A 17,767-nucleotide genomic window follows, 5' to 3' on the forward strand; every position below is an offset into this window, starting at 1 on the left:
GTCATCGCCGGCTGCGTCATCGCCTGCTGCGTCGTCGCCTGCCTCGCCGTCGCCGCCGAGCTCGCTCTTGAGGAATGCGCGCGCGAAGCGCCAGTCGCGCGCGACCGTGCGACCGGCGACGCCGAGTGCGCGTCCCGCGCGTTCGTGGTCGAGCCCGGCGAAGCAGACGAGCGCCACCACGCGCGCGGCGCGCGCATCCAGCGCCTCGAGCCGCTGCATCGCCTCGTCGAGCTCGAGCGCCTGCTCCGCGCTGTCGAGCGCGAGCCGCCCGTCGCTGCCGGTCGGCGTCGTGCGCAGCCATCCCCCGCCCGCGCGCTGGCGCAGGCGACCGCGTGCGCGATCGGCGAGCAGGTGGCGCATCGCACGCGCCGCGTAGGCGAAGAACTGGTCCGGCTGGGAGAACACGAGTTCCCGCCCGCCGCCGATGCGCAGATAGAGTTCGTGCACGAGCGCAGTCGCGTCGAGCGTATGCCGGCCCGCCGAGAGTTGCCGACCAGCCATCGCCTTCAGGCGATCGTAGACCTGCCCGAACAGCGCGTCCGTTTCGAGTCCCGCGGGTTCGCCTTCGTGCTGCACGGGCGGAGGCTGCCGTCGATTGCGTGGGCGCAGTCTAGCGCAGACGGCCGCGCACCCCGCGCCCGCGGCGGCGCCAGCTCCGCCGCGGGCGTGGACGCGCACCGATTCGACCAAAGTCGAACGCGCATGGCCGCCATCGCGCATTGACCGCTCCGGCACGAAAGGCCACGCTCAAGGCACCCGTCCGCTGCGCAGAGCCGCCCCCCCATGAACCTGGCTGCCATCGTTCCCGCGAGCCCACTTTCCAAGCTCGGCTGGGCCGCCCTCGCCGTCTTCGGCGCGTTCTGCCTCGGCACGATCGCGCTGCATCGCGGCGAATCGATCAATGCGATCTGGCTGGTCGCTGCGGCCGCGGCGATCTTCCTCACTGCGCAGCGCTTCTACGGCCGCTTCATCGCCGACCGCGCGCTCGCACTCGACGCGACGCGCGCGACGCCGGCCGTGCGCCGCAACGACGGCCTCGACTACGTGCCGACCGACCGCTGGATCGTCTTCGGCCACCACTTCGCCGCGATCGCCGGCGCCGGCCCGCTGGTCGGGCCCGTGCTCGCGGCGCAGATGGGCTACCTGCCCGGCACGCTGTGGATCCTCGTCGGCGTCGTGCTCGCGGGCGCCGTGCAGGATTTCATGATCCTCGGGCTTTCGATCCGCCGCGACGGCCGCTCGCTCGGCGAGATGGTGCGCGCGGAAATGGGCCCCGCCGCGGGCGTCATCGCGATGATCGGCGTGCTCATGATCATGTTCATCATCCTCGCCGTGCTCGCGCTCGTCGTGGTCAAGGCGCTCGCGATCAGCCCCTGGGGCACGTTCACGGTCGCGATGACGATCCCGCTCGCGGTGCTCATGGGCCTGTACCTGCGCTTCCTGCGCCCGGGGCGCGTGCTCGAGGTGTCGGTGATCGGCCTCGTGCTGCTGCTCGTGTCGATCTGGCTCGGCGGCATCGTCGCGGCGGACCCGACCTGGGCGAAGGCGTTCACGTTCGACGGCAAGGCGCTCGCGTGGATGCTCATCGCCTATGGTGTTTGCGCCGCCGCGATGCCGGTGTGGCTGCTGCTCGCGCCGCGCGACTACCTCAGCACCTTCCTCAAGATCGGCACGATCCTGCTGCTCGCGGTCGGCATCGTGTTCGCGATGCCCGAATTGAAGATGCCCGCCCTCACGAAGTTCGTCGACGGCACCGGCCCGGTGTTCGCGGGCTCGCTGTTCCCGTTCCTGTTCATCACGATCGCCTGCGGCGCGGTGTCCGGCTGGCATTCGCTGATCTCCTCGGGCACGACGCCCAAGCTCATCGCCAACGAGGCCGACGCACCGCTGGTCGGTTACGGCGCGATGCTCATGGAAGCGTTCGTCGCGGTGATGGCGCTGATCGCCGCATGCGTGCTGCAACCGGGCGTGTACTTCGCGATGAACGCGCCGGCCGCGCTGATCGGCACGACGGTCGACAGTGCGGCACTGGCGATCACCAACCTCGGCTTCGTCGTCACGCCCGAGCTCCTTGCGCAGACCGCGAAGGACATCGGCGAGACGAGCATCCTCTCGCGCGCCGGCGGCGCGCCGACGCTCGCGGTCGGCATGGCGCAGATCCTCCACGGCCTCGTGCCCGGCGAGGGCATGATGGCGTTCTGGTACCACTACGCGATCCTGTTCGAGGCGCTGTTCATCCTCACCACCGTCGACGCCGGCACGCGCGTCGGCCGCTTCATGATCCAGGAACTCGCCGGCCTCGCCGTGCCGTCACTGCACAAGACCGAATCGTGGACCGGCAACCTCGTCGCGACTGCGCTCTGCGTCGTCTGCTGGGGCTATTTCCTGTATCAAGGCGTCGTCGATCCGCTCGGCGGCATCAATACGCTGTGGCCGCTGTTCGGCATCGCCAACCAGATGCTCGCCGCGATCGCGCTGATCTTCGCGTGCGTGTGCCTGGTCAAGCTCAAGCGCGAAAAGTACCTCTGGATCCCGCTGCTGCCGACCGTCTGGCTCGTCGTCTGCACCCTCACCGCGGGCTGGCAGAAGGCATTCGGCGCCGACCCGAAGATCAGCTTCACCGCGCACGCGGCGAAATTCCAGGCCTCGCTGGACGCCAACCAGGTGCTCGCCCCCGCGAAGACGCTCGACGACATGCACCGCATCATCTTCAACGATTACGTCGACGCGAGCCTCGCCGCCGCATTCATGGCCCTCGTCGTCGCGATGATCGTGTTCGGTGTACGCGCCGCGCTCGCCGCGCGGCGCGTGCCCGCACCGAGCGCGAAGGAAACGCCGTACGTTGCGCTTGCGGCGTCCTGAGCCGGGACCAGTCATCGCGGGCCCCGCACGGCTGTCGATCATTAGGCGCAAGGCAGGGCAGTGACGTGGTTGGCGAAGGCGCGCCACGGTCTGGCTATGGAAGTTGGCGCGCCATGAAGGGCCCGACCACCAGAGTCCAGCCGCAAGGCCGCGGAAAGGTCCGGAGGCACATCCAACTTGATGGCAACATACCGAGCTTCAGCGAAGTTGCCTGCGAGCAAATCGCTTTATGTCGACGCAGGTCGCGAAGGACGCCTCTATGCCGACGCGCATCAAATAAACATTGCGCTCGGTGGCTTGCTCCCGGCGGATTTCATTATGGCCCGGCGCCGCTGCTCACCCAAAGGCGGAGTACACGACTGAAAACGCACCACTTGCCAAAGGCGCATTCAACCGTCGTCACTTGCAATGGCAGGTTCGCACACGACTTGCTATGCGGCATGTTAGGAATCTAACTGTACGCTGAGTTTCTGTAGAAGCCCCTTTGCGCTCGATACAAGTTCCAACTGTGAGCTTTCATCGTCAGTCGACGACAAATCGACAAATACCACATAGCCGTAGATGTGCTCCTTCCAGCCAAGCGTCTTGAAAGTAATCCTCCCGTCGGCTCCAGGCGCTGGCTCGGTCGCAAACGCAACAGGGCGCTCGGTCAGCACCAGGAAGAGCGATTCATCAACTTCCGATATTGAACCCGAGTACTCACTCCACCAGAGGTCCGTAAGTGGCCTTGCGGGTTTCGAGTAGCCAGAAACCGTCTCATAAACTACCGTGCGGTCGGGCTCATCTCCGGTGTCCGGAATACAAATAAGCCAAGTTGTAGTCTCTGTCTTTGTACTCCCCGCCCACTGAGAGCCAACCAGTCGCATGAAAGGTGGACTTGATCAATAGCTCTGCGCGCGACCAAAAGCTATGGCTCCAAGCGCGCGAACGCGCTTCATGTTCAAGCGCAGTTAGTACACCTCTGAAAGGTAACTCAAACTCATCGGTGAAATCGGAATACAGGAGGCCGGCGACTTCCGGAGGAAGCGCCACCTTCTCTATGATGACTGGAATCACGCGACACTCGCCTTGGACCATGCGATCCGTGGCTTTGTTTAGCTCGAACGACAGCCAGCGTGACGCAACCGAAGCGGAAGACACCACAACCAGCACTACCCGTGACTTATCAAGTGCCTCGCTGATCTTCTTGGCGAGGGGGTCCCCGGGAACGAGTTCTTTCTCGTCGAGCCACGTGCGAAATCCGGCGCGCTCGATTGCTTCCGCGAGCTTCCGAACGAACGGCTTATCTACCGAGGAATGGGATATGAACACTTTGCCAAGCAGATGCTTTTCGTTGGACATCTGAAGACCTCAATGTCGCATAACGCCGCGTTAAACGGCAGCGGCCGACATCACATCAAAAAACACAATGGCCTGTCCCCGCGGTGCGCTTGAACGCATAGTTCGGGTGCATCAGTACGGCGCATGGCTCCTGACCTCCGCGGCGATTTCCTTGAGCTTCTCCGAAATGCGGGAGTAACGGTTTTTTCGTTTGAGCCATGAGCCAGCAGCGCCGATTCGCTTGGCCCCGATGGCATCTAACGCGGCCTTCTTGGACTTGAAGCTCTCATGGGCAGCATAGTTTCTAAGTGCCGTGAGTTGCTCAAGTGCTTCTTTGTACCTTTTCTGCTTGACGGTCTTGAGATAATGATCGTCCTGAACATAGCCCTTGATCGTTTTGATGAGTCCATCTCGCCCTTTGAAGTCAAAGTAGCCTTGGCCGATGATGATGTACTCGCAGACTTCGTCTGTAAGATGCTTTGGAAACGCGATTCCTGCCTTGGCGCTTAGTGTGCCAGTATCGTTGTTAATCGCACCGATCAGGCAATCAAGCACAAACGACTCAAAGGTTCGATAAAGCTTGATGATGGCGTATCCGTGGAGCCATGAAACGTGCTCTGCCGACTGACGTTCTGAAACAGCGGACAGAAACGTGTCAATCTCTCCGGCGCACTGGGCGAACCAATCGGCCGAGCCCTTGATGCTCTTCTTGCGGGGCATCGCGCGTCCTCCCTATGCAGCCCAACTACAAGTAGACCCATATCGGGGTATTGCACGGCATCGTGCTTGCCGTCGCCACGCCACGTCAAGACGGTTTTCCACATCGGATCATTCGCTTGCCCATACATGCACGGCCACCCTGACGCCCGACGACCCGCGCAACACCCTGAGGGTGCGGGCGTAACGGATTACGCGCCTGCAAGTGAGGGTGTAACGGCCCGATGCGGAATTGGTTTCGAGGCACACGAGCACTCGGGGGCGGCAGTGGATGCCTGCAAAGCATCATCGTTGATCAAAAAAGCAACAATGGAATGCGCGCGACCTGATCGATAGCAGGTTTTCGGGATTCGAAAGCAGCTTTCACCTGCTGCGGACCGGCGCGGAGACGCTTCGTTTCAGGTCGTCGGCATTCCCGATCAGGTCGACGGGATTCCGCATAGCGAGCGGACCTGCTTTGGTTCAGGAATAAGCTGCATTCGACTACGTCCGACGGATTCCGTAGCAGCGGAAAGCGGCTTCGAGTCAGCGCCGCGGCTCTATGGATCAGGCCGGAGGGATTCCATTCGACCGCCGGGGTGAGTGGTTGCAGTACGAACGCTTGCCGTCCGGCGCTCGGCGCATTCATGGTCGCGAGGGTGTTCCGTGTGACGCCGGAAGGAATTGCGGTCAGCGGGCAAGCGCATCGAGGCGGGGCGGTGGCGCTCCGCCTTCCCCTCACCCGCCGCGCTGCGCGCGTCGGCCTCTCGCGCGCGCGGGAGAGGTGAATTCCGATGCCGCTGCGCCCGCCGCGCGGTTCCCCTCTCCCGCTCGCGCGAGAGGGTTGGGGAGGGCGATCGGAGCGCGGCGCTCGGTTACGGAGCCTGCAAACGCCGCGCTTCGGCACCCCTCACCCACCGCTGCGCGGCGGCCTCTCCCGCAGGCGGGAGAGGCGAAACCCTTTCAGCAGCAGCGTCCGCCACCCCCGCGATAGCGCGCCTGCTGGCGCTCGTTGAAGAACTCCGCGTAGCTCGGCACCGGGCGTTCGGGGTGGTGTTAGCGCAGGTGCGCGACGTAGGTGTCGTAGTCGGGCACGCCGATGATGCGACGCGCCAGCCGTACCAGGTTGCGCCAGATCGCCTGCCCGTCCATCCGGAAAATCCCTCGTCGTGCCCGACCGTGATCGTCCGCCCGGAATGGGCCGTGCGCAAGTCGCCATTCGTCTACGGATGGTGCCGAGCGGTCCATCGGGGCTGCCGGACGGTGCCGACGACGGCCCGTTTCCGGTGCAGGGTCACATTATTCGCTGCCCCGCTCCGGATAATGGCCGCTACGGCGTCCCCTGAAGCGTCGTCCAAAGCCCGCCAGACCATGAAACCTCGCAAGCACCTCGTCGTGGCCGGTGCCGCTGCCGCCGACGTGTCGGAAATCGGCACCTTCATGCGCGTGGTCCAGCCGCAGCTCGATCATGCGTGGAGCTTCGCCAAGGACGACGATGACATCGACTTCGTGCTCGCCGACCTTGCCGATTTCGGCGGCCGCTGCGCGCGCGTGCGCGCGCTCGACGAAGGCAAGCATTTCGCGGTGATCGCGAACGCGGGCGACGATGCGCTCGGTGCCGACCTCGTGCTGCACCGCCCGTTCAGCGCGAAGGCGATCGTCGGCCTGCTCAACCACGTCGGCCGCGCCGCGCCGCCGGAGCCGCGCCGCCTGATCGACTTCAGCGCGGTCGAGCGCCACATCGTTCCGCAGCGCAAGCCGACGCGCCGCGACGACGACGGCGCGGAGGCGCCGGAATCGACGCGCGCGTCGTTCATCGACGTGCAGCGCGAGCGCCGCTGCACCGACCTCGAGGCGCTGATCAAGCGCGGTGCCGTGCTCGTCCAGCGGCACGGCATCCCGCCGCTGCTGATCGACCCGGTCACCGACACGTTCCACACGAGCGCACGCCTGGCCGAACTCGAGCCGTATTTCCTCGACCCGCTCGGCGGCCACGAACGCAAGCGCGTCGGCGGCGCGCAGCTAGCGGAGCTGCGCAAGCAGCATCCGGGCCGTCCGCTCGTGCGGCTGCGCTGGCTGCACGCGTTCCTGCGCTCGAACGGCTGGCTCGCCGCGCACCTCGACCCGAGCGCGAGCTTCAAGCTCAAGAGCTGGCTGCCGCTCGACAACGACTATCGCAAGCAGCATCGCATTGCGCTCACGCTGATGCGCGAAGCGGCACCGCTGCACGAGATCGCCAAGGCCGCGAAAGCGAAAATGGCCGACGTGTTCGACGTCGTGAACGCGTACGACGCGCTCGGCCTCATCGAAACGCGCCGCCTGGGCACGTGGGACCCGGGCCAGGCGGCCGTCACGCGGCGCAAGCGCTCGACCAAGAAGACGCAGCAACAGCTCGCGGCCACCGTGTTCACGCGCTGACCTTCTGCCGCCGGCTACGCCCACCCCGCAAGCTCGCGCATCGGTTCGGGCGGCATCGGATCGACGTCCCTTCATCTGCGCGACAGGCCGACCTGCTACCTTTCGACCTCCCCAACGCGGAGGTCGACCATGCATCTGGCATTGCAACCGCTGATCGCGCTGATCGCCGGCATCCTCATCCTCATCCGCCCGCGCCTGCTGAACTACGTGGTCGCGCTCTATCTCATCATCATCGGCCTGCTGGGCCTGTTCCCGGGCCTGCGCGTCTGACGCCGTCAGCAGGACCGCCCCGCGCGCATGCCTGCGCCAACGCGGGCGTGACGCGCTGCACGAGACCGCACGCTGAGTCGGCACGCGGCTCCTGCTATAACTACACGATGTTCCTTCGTGCCTGCCGACGCCGCCTCGCTTCGCTTTCGTGCCTCGCCCTGCTGCTCGGCGCCGGTGCCGCGCACGCGGGCCGTGTCACGGTGGAGATCGACGGCGTCGACGGCGCGCTGCGCGACGCCGTGCTCGGCGGGCTCGAGCTCGAGCAGTACGCGTCGCGCGACGTGACCGCGGCGCAGGCGCGGCGACTGTACGAGCATGCCGACGCGCAAGTGCGCTCGGCGCTCGAGCCCCACGGCTATTACGGCGTGACGGTCGACGGCGAACTGCGCGAGAACGGCGACGCCTACGTCGCGGTGCTGCACGTGAAACCCGGCGAGCCGGTGAAGGTCGCGACCGTCGACGTGCGCATCGACGGCGATGCCGACGGCCAGCGCCCGGTGCGACAGGCGCTCGCCGCGTTCGCGCCGGCGAAGGGTGCGGCGCTCGACCACGCCGCGTACGAGAAGAGCAAGGCGACGATCCAGGCCGCGCTGTTCGCGAGCGGCTATCTCGACGCCGAACTCGTCACGCACCAGGTCGAAGTCACGCGCTCGGCGAACACGGCCGACATCCACCTCGCCTGGAAGGTCGGCACGCGCTATCGGCTCGGCACGACGACGTTCGAGGGCGCGCAGTTCCCGAGCAAGTTCCTCGAGCGCTACATCCCGTGGGCGAAGGGTGACTTCTACACGCAGGACCAGGTGCTCGCGCTGCAGCAGCGCCTCATCGACGCCGACTACTTCGCGATCGTGCAGGTCGAGCCGGACGTCGAGCACGCGGCCGACGGCACGGTGCCGATCAAGGTCATGCTCGCGCCGGCCAAGCGCACGATCTACACCGGCGGCGTATTCATCGGCACCGACACCGGCCCCGGCGTGCGTGGCGGCGTCGAGCGGCGCTGGAACAATGCGAGCGGGCACAAGTTCAAGGTCGAGACGATCGTCGCGACGCGCCTCAAGACCGCGTCGGCACAGTACCGGATCCCGCTCGCCGGCCCGGACAACCACAACCTCGCGTTCGGCGCGACGTTCCGCGACGAGAACACCGACACGAGCACCGCGCGCACGTTCGGCCTGGCCGCGACCGATTCGCGCCTCTGGCGCGGCTGGACGCGCACGCTCGGCCTCAAGTTCCTCACCGGCGACTTCAAGGTCGCCAACATCAAGGGCGACACGACCCTGCTGTACCCGGAAGCGTCGCTCACGCGCAAGAAGGCCGACGACCCCGCGTTCGTGCGCGACGGCTGGTCGCTCACGTTCGCCGCACGGACGGGACAGAAGGGCCTCGTCTCGGACACGAGCTTCCTGCAGGCGAGCGCCGATGCGAAGTGGATCCATGGCATCGGCGAGCACGGGCGCTTCATCGCCCGTGGCTCGCTCGGCGCGACCCACGTCGGCGACTTCGACAAGCTGCCGCCGGAACTGCGCTTCTTCGCCGGCGGCGACCGCTCGATCCGCGGCTACGGTTTCCAGACGGTCGGCCCGCCCCTGCCCGACGCGCTCGTGCCGGTCGCGCAGGCGTACTGCGATGCGCACCCGAAGAGCGATTGCCAGGATTTCGTCGTCGGCGGCAAGAACCTCGCAGTCGCGAGCGCCGAATACGAGTACTACTTCAAGCCGAACTGGGGCATCGCGACGTTCATCGACACCGGCGATGCGTTTTCGAGTTTCGGCAGCTACCGCCAGAAGATCGGCGTCGGTGTGGGCGCGCGCTGGCGCTCGCCGTTCGGCATGGTGCGCGTCGACCTCGGCGTGCCCGTGCGCGACGACCAGAATCACGGCGTCGAGCTGCACATCGTGATCGGACCGGATCTATGACGTACCGGAATGCACCGATGGACGTTGCGCGCGGCGCGTTGCCTGCTACTGGTTCCGCTTCGGAAGCATCGCGCTCGTTCCGTCATTCCGAAATGCCTCCGCGCGACGCCATTCCCGCGGAAGCGGGAGTCCATTGGCCGGATCCATCGGAAGCAAAATGGTTGCCCGCTTCCGCGGGCATGACGCCTCGCGAGAATTCGCATCGCCGTCCCACCCATTCTGCGAGAGGACCGGGTCGGGTACGTTGTCCGGATCATGCACGCGGCTTCGCCTGGCCGCGCCTGCTCGCCCGCCTCGGCATCGCGCTCGCGGTGCTGGTCGTGCTGGTCGGCGTGCTCGCATTCTGGATGCTGCGCACCGAATCGGGCCTGCAGTTCGTGCTCGCACGCGCGATCGGCGCCACCGACGGCAAGCTCACGATCGCGCGCTCGAGCGGGAGCCTCGCCGGCCCGGCGACGATCGAAGACCTGCGCTACCGCGATGCCGACACCGGGCTCGACGTGCACGCACAGCGCGCGACGATCGCGTTCGCGCCGCTCGAACTCATTGCCTCGCGCCTGCATCTCACGAAGCTCCAGCTCGACGGTCTCGATGTCGCGCTGACCAGCGTGCCGCCGCCAACGGAACCCGAACCGGCGGCCGGCGAGTTTTCCCTCGTCGCGCCGCTCGACGTCGTGCTCGACCGCCTCGTGCTCGCGCGCGCGACGATCACCAGCGACGGCGCACCCATGCTCGCGATCGATACGCTCGACGTCGTCGGCCGCTGGACCCACGAGGGCATCAAGCTCGATTCGATCGCGCTGCGTTCGACCGATGGCCAGCTCGACCTGCACGGCACCGTCTCCGCGCTGCCCGGTTACCCCGGGGACGGCGCGCTCGACTTCCGCTGGAACGTCGCCGACGTCGTATACGCGGGCACCTTGACCGCGAACAGCGACGGCAAGCTCGCGCACCTCGCGGTCGCATTGAGCGAACCGACCGCCGCGGACGTCGATGCACAGCTCACGCAGGCGAAGGACTGGCCGTGGACCGCAAAGGTCGCCGTGCCGCGCTTCGATCCCAAGCGCGTACTGAAGGACTCGACGCTCGCTGCCCTCGAACTCTCGCGCGAGGGCAGCGGCGACATGCACGGCGGCACGGTCAGCGGCGAAGTCGCGGCGAACGATCACCGCGTGCGCATCGAGCCGCTGCGCTTTGCGCTCGCCGACCAGCGCTTCACGATCGAAGCGCTCACCCTGCGCAGCCCCGAAGCCGTCGGCACGCTCGAGGCGAACGGCGAGGTGCAGCTCGACGCGAAACCGATCGCGGCGAACGTCGCGCTGCGCTGGACCGACGTCGTGCTGCCCGCCGACCTCGTCGGCCAGGCGCTCGCGACGCACGGCCGGCTCGATGCGAACGGCAGCGCCGAACGTTTCCACGCCAAGGGCGACCTGTCGATCGGACCGCCGGGCCAACTAGCCGATCTCGCGCTCGACCTCGACGGCACGCCCGAGGCGATCACCTTGAAACAGCTCGCGCTGCAGCAACCGAAGGGCGGGCTCGACGCGCACGGCACGGTGACGTTGAAGCCCGCCGTCGGCTGGCAGATCGAAGCGAAGGCGAGCCGGCTCGATCCGGGCGCGTTCGCGGCCTCGTGGCCCGGCGCACTCGATTTCGACCTCGCCACCCGCGGCACGCTGACCGACCGCGGCCCCGACGCGACGATCGAGCTCGACCATCTCGGCGGCATGCTGCGCAAGCGCGCGCTGTCCGGCCATGCCGATCTCGCGCTCAAGCCCGACTACGTCGTCGACGGCACGCTCGAACTCGCTTCGGGCAACAGCCGCGTCGCGGTGGTCGGCCGCGGCGGTGACCAGACCGACGCGACGATCACGCTCGCGATCGCCTCACTCGGCGACTGGCTGCCCGACGCGAGAGGACGCCTCGACGGCGAGTTCCGCGTGCAGGGGCATTGGCCGAAGCTTGCCGTAAGTGGCCGCGCGCACGGTGCGAAGATCGCCTCGGGCGGCAGCACGGTCGACGCGCTCGACCTCGTCGCCGACATCGCGAGCCTCGACCCGCCGCAGGGCACGCTGTCGCTGAAGGCCCAGCGCGTCGCGAGCGGCGCGCTCGCGTTCGAGGCGATCGACGTCGACGGCAGCGGCCGTCGCGACGCGCACCAGCTCGCCGTCGACGCGCGCGGTTCGCCCCTCGGCCTGCGCCTCGCGCTGTCCGGCAGCGCGCACGACCAGGGGCGCTGGAATGGAGCGTTGAAGACGCTCGACATCGCGATCAAGGATGCGCCGCCGCTCGCGCTCGAGCAGCCCGCGGCGATGAGCTGGGACGGCAAGCAGTTCAACGCGACCGACATCTGCCTCGCCGGGGGCGGCCCGCGCCTGTGCGTCGGCGGCAATGGCGGCGCCGACGGCGCGCTCGCCGCGCGCTACCGCATCGAGCAATTGCCGCTTGCGCTCGTCATGAAGCTCGCCTCGCCCGACACGCCGGTGCGCGTCGAAGGCCTCATCGGTGGCCGCGGCGACGTGCGCCGCAGTGCCGCAGGCGCGCTCGACGGCACGGCGACGCTCGCATCGGAACGCGGCAGCATCGCCTATCCCGACAATGCGAACCAGCCGTTATTCGCCTACACTGGCCTCGCGCTCGACGCGACGCTGTCGCCGCAATCGACGCATGCGACCTTGCGCGCATCGCTCGACCACGACGGCCGTCTCGATGGCGACATCACCTTGAGCGGACCGGCCGGATCGGCGCAGGCGCTCGGCGGACACCTCGACCTCGCGCTCAACAGCCTCGCGTTCGTCGAGCTGCTGACGCCGGAAGTCGCGAACGCCAAGGGCAAGCTCGCCGCGAACTACACGTTCGCGGGAACGACCGCGGCGCCGCAGCTCAATGGCGCGCTCACCCTGAAGGAACTCGCCGCGGAACTGCCGACCGCCGGCCTCAAGCTGCACGACGGCAACATCACCGCGCGCGCGACCGATGCCGATCATTTCGCGCTCGAGGGCACGCTGAAGTCCGGCGACGGCATGCTCACCTTGTCCGGCACCGGCGGCATCGGCGCGGACGCTCCGCTGCACGCGACGATCAAGGGCAACGACTTCCTCGCCGCGGACATCCCCGCGGCGAAGGTCGTGATCTCGCCCGACCTCGTGATCGAACGCACGAGCGAGAACCTCAGCGTCGGCGGCAGTGTCACGATCCCGAAGACCGACGTCGACCTCGCGAAGCTCCCCGGCGGCGGCACCGCGAAGACCTCGCCGGACGTCGTGGTCGTCGACGCCGAACAGCCCGCACCCGGCAAGCCGCTGCCGGTCATCGTCGCCGTCGAGATCCGCCTCGGCGACGACGTCAAGCTCGCCGGCCTCGGACTCGACGGTCGCGTCCGCGGCCAGCTGCGCATCGACCAGCGCCCGGGCAGGCTCGCGACCGGCACCGGCACGATGAACGTCGAAGGCACGTACCGCGCGTACGGCCAGGACCTCAAGATCGAAAGCGGCCGCCTGCTGTTCGCGGGCACCGCGCTCGACAACCCCGGCCTCGACATCCGCGCCGCGCGCACGATCCTCGGCGCCTCCGGCGGACAGAGCGACGACACGATCGTCGCCGGCCTGCAGGTGCGCGGTACCGCGCAGGTGCCCGTGCTCACGGTGTATTCGCAGCCGGCGATGGAGCAATCCGAAGCGCTGTCCTATCTCATCACCGGCAAGCCGCTGTCCGGGCTCAAGAGCGGCGAAGGCGACATGCTCGGCACCGCCGCGCGCGCGCTCGGCAGCGCGACCGGCGACCTGCTCGCCAAGGGCATCGGCGCCCGCATGGGCGTGGAGGCCGGCGTGTCCGACAATGCCGCGGTCGGCGGCGCCGCGTTCACGGTCGGCAAGTACCTCTCGCCCAAGCTCTATCTCAGCTACGGCGTCGGCCTGTTCACGCCGGGCGAGGTCGTGAGCCTCAAGTACATCTTCAACAAGCGCTGGAACTTCGAAGCGCAGAATGCGACGAGCGGCAACCGCGCCGGCATCAATTACCGCTGGGAACACTGAGCATGCGCCGCCTGCGACGCGAAGACGAGGTCGCGCGCATCCGCGAGCGCCTGCTGCGTTTCGGTTTCCCGCGTGCACGCATGCTGCTGCTCGTGCTGCTCACGGGCGGCTGCGGACTGCTCGCATCGTGGCTGCTGCTGCGCGCGGGGCTCGTCTCGATGCCGCTGCGCTACGGGCTCGCGCTGTGCATCGCATACATCGTTTTCCTGGTGCTCGTGCGCGCGTTCGCGCTACGCGGCGACCCGAATCTCGACCTGCCCGGTTCGGGCCATAGCCACGCGCAGGCGGGCGGCCCTGGCGGCAGTCACGTCGAAGCGGGCGTCCCTGGCGCCCATGCGCACGGCGCGGGGTGGCTCGACGGCGCGGGCGCGCTCGAAGCCCTGCCGCTGCTGCTCGTGATCGCGGTGCTCGCGATCGCCTGCGCCTCGTTGTGGGTCGTCGTCTCCGCACCGACGCTGTTCGCCGAACTGCTCGTCGACGGCGCGCTGTCGGCGACGTTGTACCGCCGCCTGCGCGTGCTCGAGCGGCGCCACTGGCTCGACACCGCGCTGCGCCACACGATTGCGCCGTTCCTCGTCACCGCGCTCGTCGCGGTCGGCTTCGCCTTCGCGGCACAGCACTACCGGCCGCACGCGCACACGATCGGCGAGGTATTCACGCGCGGCCCGGACATATCGACGCCATGACCGTGTGCGCGTCTTTACACGACGTGCACGAATCGCACTGAACTCGCCGTCCGCGCCGCCGGTCACACGCCGCAATGCCACCCCCGTCCACGCCACGTCCGTCCCCGCCCGCCCCGGATCGCGCACTCGAGGCGGACCTGTGCATCCACATCTTCACCGCATCGGCCGCGCTCGTCGGCGTCTGCCTCACGGTGATCGGGCTCATCCGCATCGTCGTCACGACGACCAAGGTCGGCACGGTCGCCGACGACCTGCTCGCCGGCGACGCAACGCTGTTCATGGTGTCGTGCGTGCTGTCCTATTGGGCGCTGCGCGTTCGGAGCGTGCGGCGCATGCATCGCATCGAACAGGCGGCCGACGCGATCTTCCTCGTCGGCCTACTGCTCATGACCGTCGCCTGCGCGGTCATCACGTTCGCGATGCTCTGACCAGCGTTGGCCTCGTGCTCAGCGGCGGCCGGCGGCGATGTTCGCGAGCATCCCCCGCAGCGGCGCGAAGCGGCCCGCGAATGCGAGCGCCACACCGCGCAATGCGGCAACCGGCTCGCTCGTGGAACCGTAAATGCGCTCGATCGCGTCGAAGCCGCGCGCGGCGAGCGTGTTGTCGCTGCGCCGTTCGCGTTCGTAGCGGCGCAGAACATGTGCGGCGCCAAGATCGCTGCCGCGCTCGCGCGCGTCGCGCAGCACGTGGCGCACGCAGGCGACGTCGCGCAGGCCGAGGTTCATGCCCTGGCCCGCGAGTGGATGGACGACGTGCGCGGCGTCGCCGGCGAGCACGCAGCGTCCGAGGACGTAGCGATCCGCAAGGCGCAGTCGCAGCGGGAACGCGGCGCGCGGCGTCGTGGCCGTGATCGCGCCGAGGCGGAAGTCGAACGCGCAGCCGAGTTCGGCGCGGAACGCGTCGTCGTCGAGCGCGAGCACGCGTGCGGCTTCGACCTCGGGCAGCGACCAGACGATCGAACAGCGGCCGTCGGCGAGCGGCAGGAACGCGAGCGGGCCACCCGGCTGGAAGCGCTGCCACGCGGTGCCCGCGTGCGGACGTTCCGTCGCGACGTGCGCGACGACCGCGCGCTGCGCGTAGTCGCGTCCTTCGAATGCGATGCCAAGGCGCGTGCGCACCGACGATTCGGCGCCTTCGGCGGCAACCAGCACGCGCGCGCGCAGGCGCGTGCCGTCGGCGAGCGTCGCCGTCACGCCGCTCGCGCCGTCGTCGATCTCCACGACTTCGCCGGGGCAGTAGATGATGGGCTTGGTGGGAGCGGCTTCAGCCGCGATGTTTTTGCGCGAGCCCTTCGAATAGTCCAGTGCATCGCGGCTGAAGCCGCTCCTACGGAAGCCGTCTTCGTGCAGGGCGTGCCACAGCGCGGACTGGACGAGCTTGTTCTCGACGATCCAGCCGAGCGCGGCTTCGCCCTGTTCCGCTGCGTCGAAATGCAGCTCTCCGGGCGCGAGGGCATCCCAGACGTGCATGTCGCGATACGGACCGATGCGCGCCGCGGCGATCGACGGCCACACGCCGAGATCGTCGAGCAAGGCGCGCGCATCCGGCGCGAGCGCGACGACGCGCAGGTCGACCTCGTCGTCGGCGCGCCATGGCCTCGGTTCGCGCGCCTCGACCAGCGCGACCTCGAAGCCATCGCGCGCAAGGCCGAGCGCGAGCGCGCCGCCGACCGCGCCGGCACCGACGACGATGACGTCGAGTTCGCCGCGCCGGCTCATGGTCGCAGCCCGAGCATCGAGGCGTCGCCGCGGAATCCCATGCCGCGCAGCGCGAAGCGGCGCTTGAGCGCGGTACTGCGTTCGAGCGCATGGAAACCGAGCGAGCGCACGACGCGCAGCGGCAGGAATTCGTGCCCCATGAGGCGGACGAGGTCGTCGCTGAAGGGGGTGGTCGCCGCGCGATCATCCGCCCGCCGTTCGACGTGGCGCGCGAGCAGCGCGGCGCCACCCGGGTCGGCGCCGCGCGATGCCGCCTCGCGCAGCAGTTCGGCGAGCGTGAGCGCATCGCGCAGGCCGAGATTGAAACCCTGCGCGCCGAGCGGATGCACCGTCTGCGCCGCGTTGCCGACGAGCACGCTGCGCGCCGCGGTCGTGCGTTCGGCGAGCGCGCGTGCGAGCGGATACGGCTTGCGCCGCCCCGGGCGCGAGAAGCGCCCCGCGCGCCAGCCGAAACGCTCGTGCACGAAGGCGATGAAGGCGTCGTCGTCGAGTGCGGCGATGCGCGCAGCGTCCTCGCGCGGCACGCTGAGGACGAGACCCGCGCGACGGTCGCCGAGCGGCAGCAGCGCGACCGGCCCGGAATCGGTGAAGCGTTCGTAGGCGAGTCCGTCGAGCGGCCGTTCCGTCGTCAGGGTCGTCACCAGCGCGGACTGTGCATAGTCGTGCCGCGTGACGCCGATGCCGAGTGCGCCGCGCACGAACGATTCGCTGCCGTCGGCGCCGACGACGAGCCGCGCACGCACGTCGCGCGTCGTCTCGCCGTTGCGGAGGGTCACGTCGACGGCGTCGTGTCGCGGCGCGAGCGCGACCGCCTGTGCGGGCGCGATGCGTCCGAGGTCGCCGCAGGCGTCGAGCCGGCGCAGCAGCGCATTGCCGAGTTCGCGCGCGGGCAGCACCCCGCCGAAATCGCGCAGGCCGAGTTCGGTCGCGTCGAGCCGCACCGCGCCGAAATCGCCGCGGCGGCTCACGTGGATGCGGCGGATCGGCGCGAGCGGCGTGGCCGATTCGAACACACCGAGCGCGCGCAGCGCATTGACGCTCGCCTGGGCCAGCGCGAGGTTGCGTTCGTCGTAGCTCGGCTGCAGCTCGACGCGCGGCGGCACCGCTTCGGCGAGCGCCACATCGAGGCCGGCGCCGTCGAGCGCGATGGCGAGGCTGGCGCCGACGAGGCCGCCGCCGATGATGAGGACGTCGAGGTCGCTGTTCACCCGCCGATCATACCCGGCGCGCGGGCGCGGCACCGCGCGGCGCATCGACGCGCGTTGGGCTAAACTTGGCGACCTGATCACAGGGCCTCGAACCATGACCGACACCGCCTCTCCCCTCGCCAAAGACCTGCGCCTCGGCCTGTTCCTGCTGCTCGGCCTCGTCATGGTCGCCACGCGCAGCCATCACTTCGGCCCGTTGCCGGACGCCTCGTGGGCGGTGTTCTTCATTGCCGGCTTCTACCTGTCCGCGGGCAAGCCGCAGCAACCGGTCACGTTCACGAGCGGGGCGTTCCGCTGGGCGTTCCCGCTGCTGATGGCGCTCGCGGTCGCGGTCGACTACGCGGTGATCAGCGCGCAAGGCCTGGATTTCTGGAGCCACTACTGCGTATCGCCGGCGTACTGGTTCCTCGTGCCGAGCTACGCCGCACTCTGGTTCGGCGGCGCCTGGCTGCGCGCGCGCTACCGCGGCGTGCACCTGCGCGACGGCGCGCTGCTCGTCGCCAGCACGGTCGTCGCCGCGAGCGCATGCTATCTCGTGTCGAACGGCAGCTTCTACTGGATCAGTCCGAGCGTACCCGCGCGCAGCTTCGGTGGCTGGGTCGCGAACCTCGGCGACTGGTACCTGCCGTTCATGCAGAC

General features: G+C 68.4%; 13 protein-coding genes and 1 pseudogene. 8 read left to right on the plus strand and 6 right to left on the minus strand.

Going from position 1 to position 17,767, the window contains the following annotated elements:
• On the minus strand, window positions 1-576 hold a 576-nt coding region (locus tag ACTHK2_RS11700), incomplete at its 3' end, for an ECF-type sigma factor (protein ID WP_440245892.1).
• Between the two features lie 207 nt (window positions 577-783).
• Here ACTHK2_RS11700 and ACTHK2_RS11705 point away from each other — a divergent pair.
• Window positions 784-2,862, plus strand: a complete 2,079-nt coding sequence (locus ACTHK2_RS11705) for a carbon starvation CstA family protein (protein ID WP_440245893.1) — start codon at window positions 784-786, stop codon at window positions 2,860-2,862.
• 780 nt (window positions 2,863-3,642) lie between these two features.
• Here the strand turns inward: ACTHK2_RS11705 and ACTHK2_RS11710 are convergent.
• The 3 genes and pseudogenes from ACTHK2_RS11710 to ACTHK2_RS11720 form a co-directional block, all read right to left on the minus strand.
• Window positions 3,643-4,203, minus strand: a complete 561-nt coding sequence (locus ACTHK2_RS11710; RefSeq protein ID WP_440245894.1) for a toll/interleukin-1 receptor domain-containing protein — start codon at window positions 4,201-4,203, stop codon at window positions 3,643-3,645.
• A gap of 111 nt (window positions 4,204-4,314) precedes the next feature.
• Window positions 4,315-4,902 (minus strand): hypothetical protein, encoded by a 588-nt coding sequence (locus ACTHK2_RS11715; RefSeq protein WP_440245895.1) that lies wholly within the window; start codon window positions 4,900-4,902, stop codon window positions 4,315-4,317.
• 939 nt (window positions 4,903-5,841) lie between these two features.
• Window positions 5,842-6,030: pseudogene (locus ACTHK2_RS11720) on the minus strand (YbdD/YjiX family protein).
• Window positions 6,031-6,249: 219 nt separating this feature from the next.
• On the opposite strand from ACTHK2_RS11720, the gene ACTHK2_RS11725 reads away from it, so the two are divergent.
• From ACTHK2_RS11725 to ACTHK2_RS11750, 6 genes are all read left to right on the plus strand, one after another.
• Window positions 6,250-7,296 carry a hypothetical protein gene (locus ACTHK2_RS11725; RefSeq protein WP_440245896.1) on the plus strand — a complete coding sequence of 349 codons (1,047 nt, stop codon included), beginning with the start codon at window positions 6,250-6,252 and terminating at the stop codon, window positions 7,294-7,296.
• A gap of 129 nt (window positions 7,297-7,425) precedes the next feature.
• Window positions 7,426-7,566, plus strand: a complete 141-nt coding sequence (locus tag ACTHK2_RS11730; RefSeq protein WP_440245897.1) for a DUF3096 domain-containing protein — start codon at window positions 7,426-7,428, stop codon at window positions 7,564-7,566.
• A 107-nt stretch (window positions 7,567-7,673) separates the two neighbouring features.
• Window positions 7,674-9,482, plus strand: coding sequence for an autotransporter assembly complex protein TamA (locus ACTHK2_RS11735; protein ID WP_440245898.1), 1,809 nt, complete (start codon window positions 7,674-7,676; stop codon window positions 9,480-9,482).
• 179 nt (window positions 9,483-9,661) lie between these two features.
• Window positions 9,662-13,516 carry a translocation/assembly module TamB domain-containing protein gene (locus ACTHK2_RS11740; RefSeq protein ID WP_440245899.1) on the plus strand — a complete coding sequence of 1,285 codons (3,855 nt, stop codon included), beginning with the start codon at window positions 9,662-9,664 and terminating at the stop codon, window positions 13,514-13,516.
• Window positions 13,517-13,518: 2 nt separating this feature from the next.
• Entirely contained in the window at window positions 13,519-14,202 is a 684-nt protein-coding gene (locus ACTHK2_RS11745) for a hypothetical protein (protein ID WP_440245900.1), read from the plus strand.
• Between the two features lie 74 nt (window positions 14,203-14,276).
• Complete coding sequence (locus ACTHK2_RS11750; RefSeq protein WP_440245901.1) at window positions 14,277-14,630, plus strand: hypothetical protein; 354 nt, start codon at window positions 14,277-14,279, stop codon at window positions 14,628-14,630.
• Window positions 14,631-14,648: 18 nt separating this feature from the next.
• Here ACTHK2_RS11750 and ACTHK2_RS11755 read toward each other — a convergent pair whose 3' ends face one another.
• Window positions 14,649-15,920 (minus strand): UbiH/UbiF/VisC/COQ6 family ubiquinone biosynthesis hydroxylase, encoded by a 1,272-nt coding sequence (locus tag ACTHK2_RS11755; protein ID WP_440245902.1) that lies wholly within the window; start codon window positions 15,918-15,920, stop codon window positions 14,649-14,651.
• Complete coding sequence (gene ubiH, locus ACTHK2_RS11760) at window positions 15,917-17,128, minus strand: 2-octaprenyl-6-methoxyphenyl hydroxylase (RefSeq protein WP_440245903.1); 1,212 nt, start codon at window positions 17,126-17,128, stop codon at window positions 15,917-15,919. Before ubiH ends, ACTHK2_RS11755 begins: the two co-directional genes overlap by 4 nt.
• Before the next feature lie 94 nt (window positions 17,129-17,222).
• Between ubiH and ACTHK2_RS11765 the strand changes: the two genes are divergently transcribed.
• Window positions 17,223-17,767: hypothetical protein (locus ACTHK2_RS11765; protein ID WP_440245904.1), on the plus strand; the 545-nt coding region annotated here is incomplete at its 3' end.

The sequence above is a fragment of the Dokdonella sp. genome (assembly GCF_051958935.1).
Classification (GTDB): domain Bacteria; phylum Pseudomonadota; class Gammaproteobacteria; order Xanthomonadales; family Rhodanobacteraceae; genus Dokdonella_A.

Excerpts from the sequence above, each read along its gene's own strand:
- ACTHK2_RS11755 (WP_440245902.1), bottom strand. The coding sequence starts at position 15,920 with ATGAGCCGGCGCGGCGAACTCGACGTCATCGTCGTCGGTGCCGGCGCG.
- ACTHK2_RS11735 (WP_440245898.1), top strand. The coding sequence starts at position 7,674 with ATGTTCCTTCGTGCCTGCCGACGCCGCCTCGCTTCGCTTTCGTGCCTC.
- ACTHK2_RS11740 (WP_440245899.1), top strand. The coding sequence starts at position 9,662 with ATGACGCCTCGCGAGAATTCGCATCGCCGTCCCACCCATTCTGCGAGA.
- ACTHK2_RS11725 (WP_440245896.1), top strand. The coding sequence starts at position 6,250 with ATGAAACCTCGCAAGCACCTCGTCGTGGCCGGTGCCGCTGCCGCCGAC.
- ACTHK2_RS11710 (WP_440245894.1), bottom strand. The coding sequence starts at position 4,203 with ATGTCCAACGAAAAGCATCTGCTTGGCAAAGTGTTCATATCCCATTCC.
- ACTHK2_RS11750 (WP_440245901.1), top strand. The coding sequence starts at position 14,277 with ATGCCACCCCCGTCCACGCCACGTCCGTCCCCGCCCGCCCCGGATCGC.
- ACTHK2_RS11715 (WP_440245895.1), bottom strand. The coding sequence starts at position 4,902 with ATGCCCCGCAAGAAGAGCATCAAGGGCTCGGCCGATTGGTTCGCCCAG.
- ACTHK2_RS11745 (WP_440245900.1), top strand. The coding sequence starts at position 13,519 with ATGCGCCGCCTGCGACGCGAAGACGAGGTCGCGCGCATCCGCGAGCGC.
- ACTHK2_RS11730 (WP_440245897.1), top strand. The coding sequence starts at position 7,426 with ATGCATCTGGCATTGCAACCGCTGATCGCGCTGATCGCCGGCATCCTC.
- ACTHK2_RS11705 (WP_440245893.1), top strand. The coding sequence starts at position 784 with ATGAACCTGGCTGCCATCGTTCCCGCGAGCCCACTTTCCAAGCTCGGC.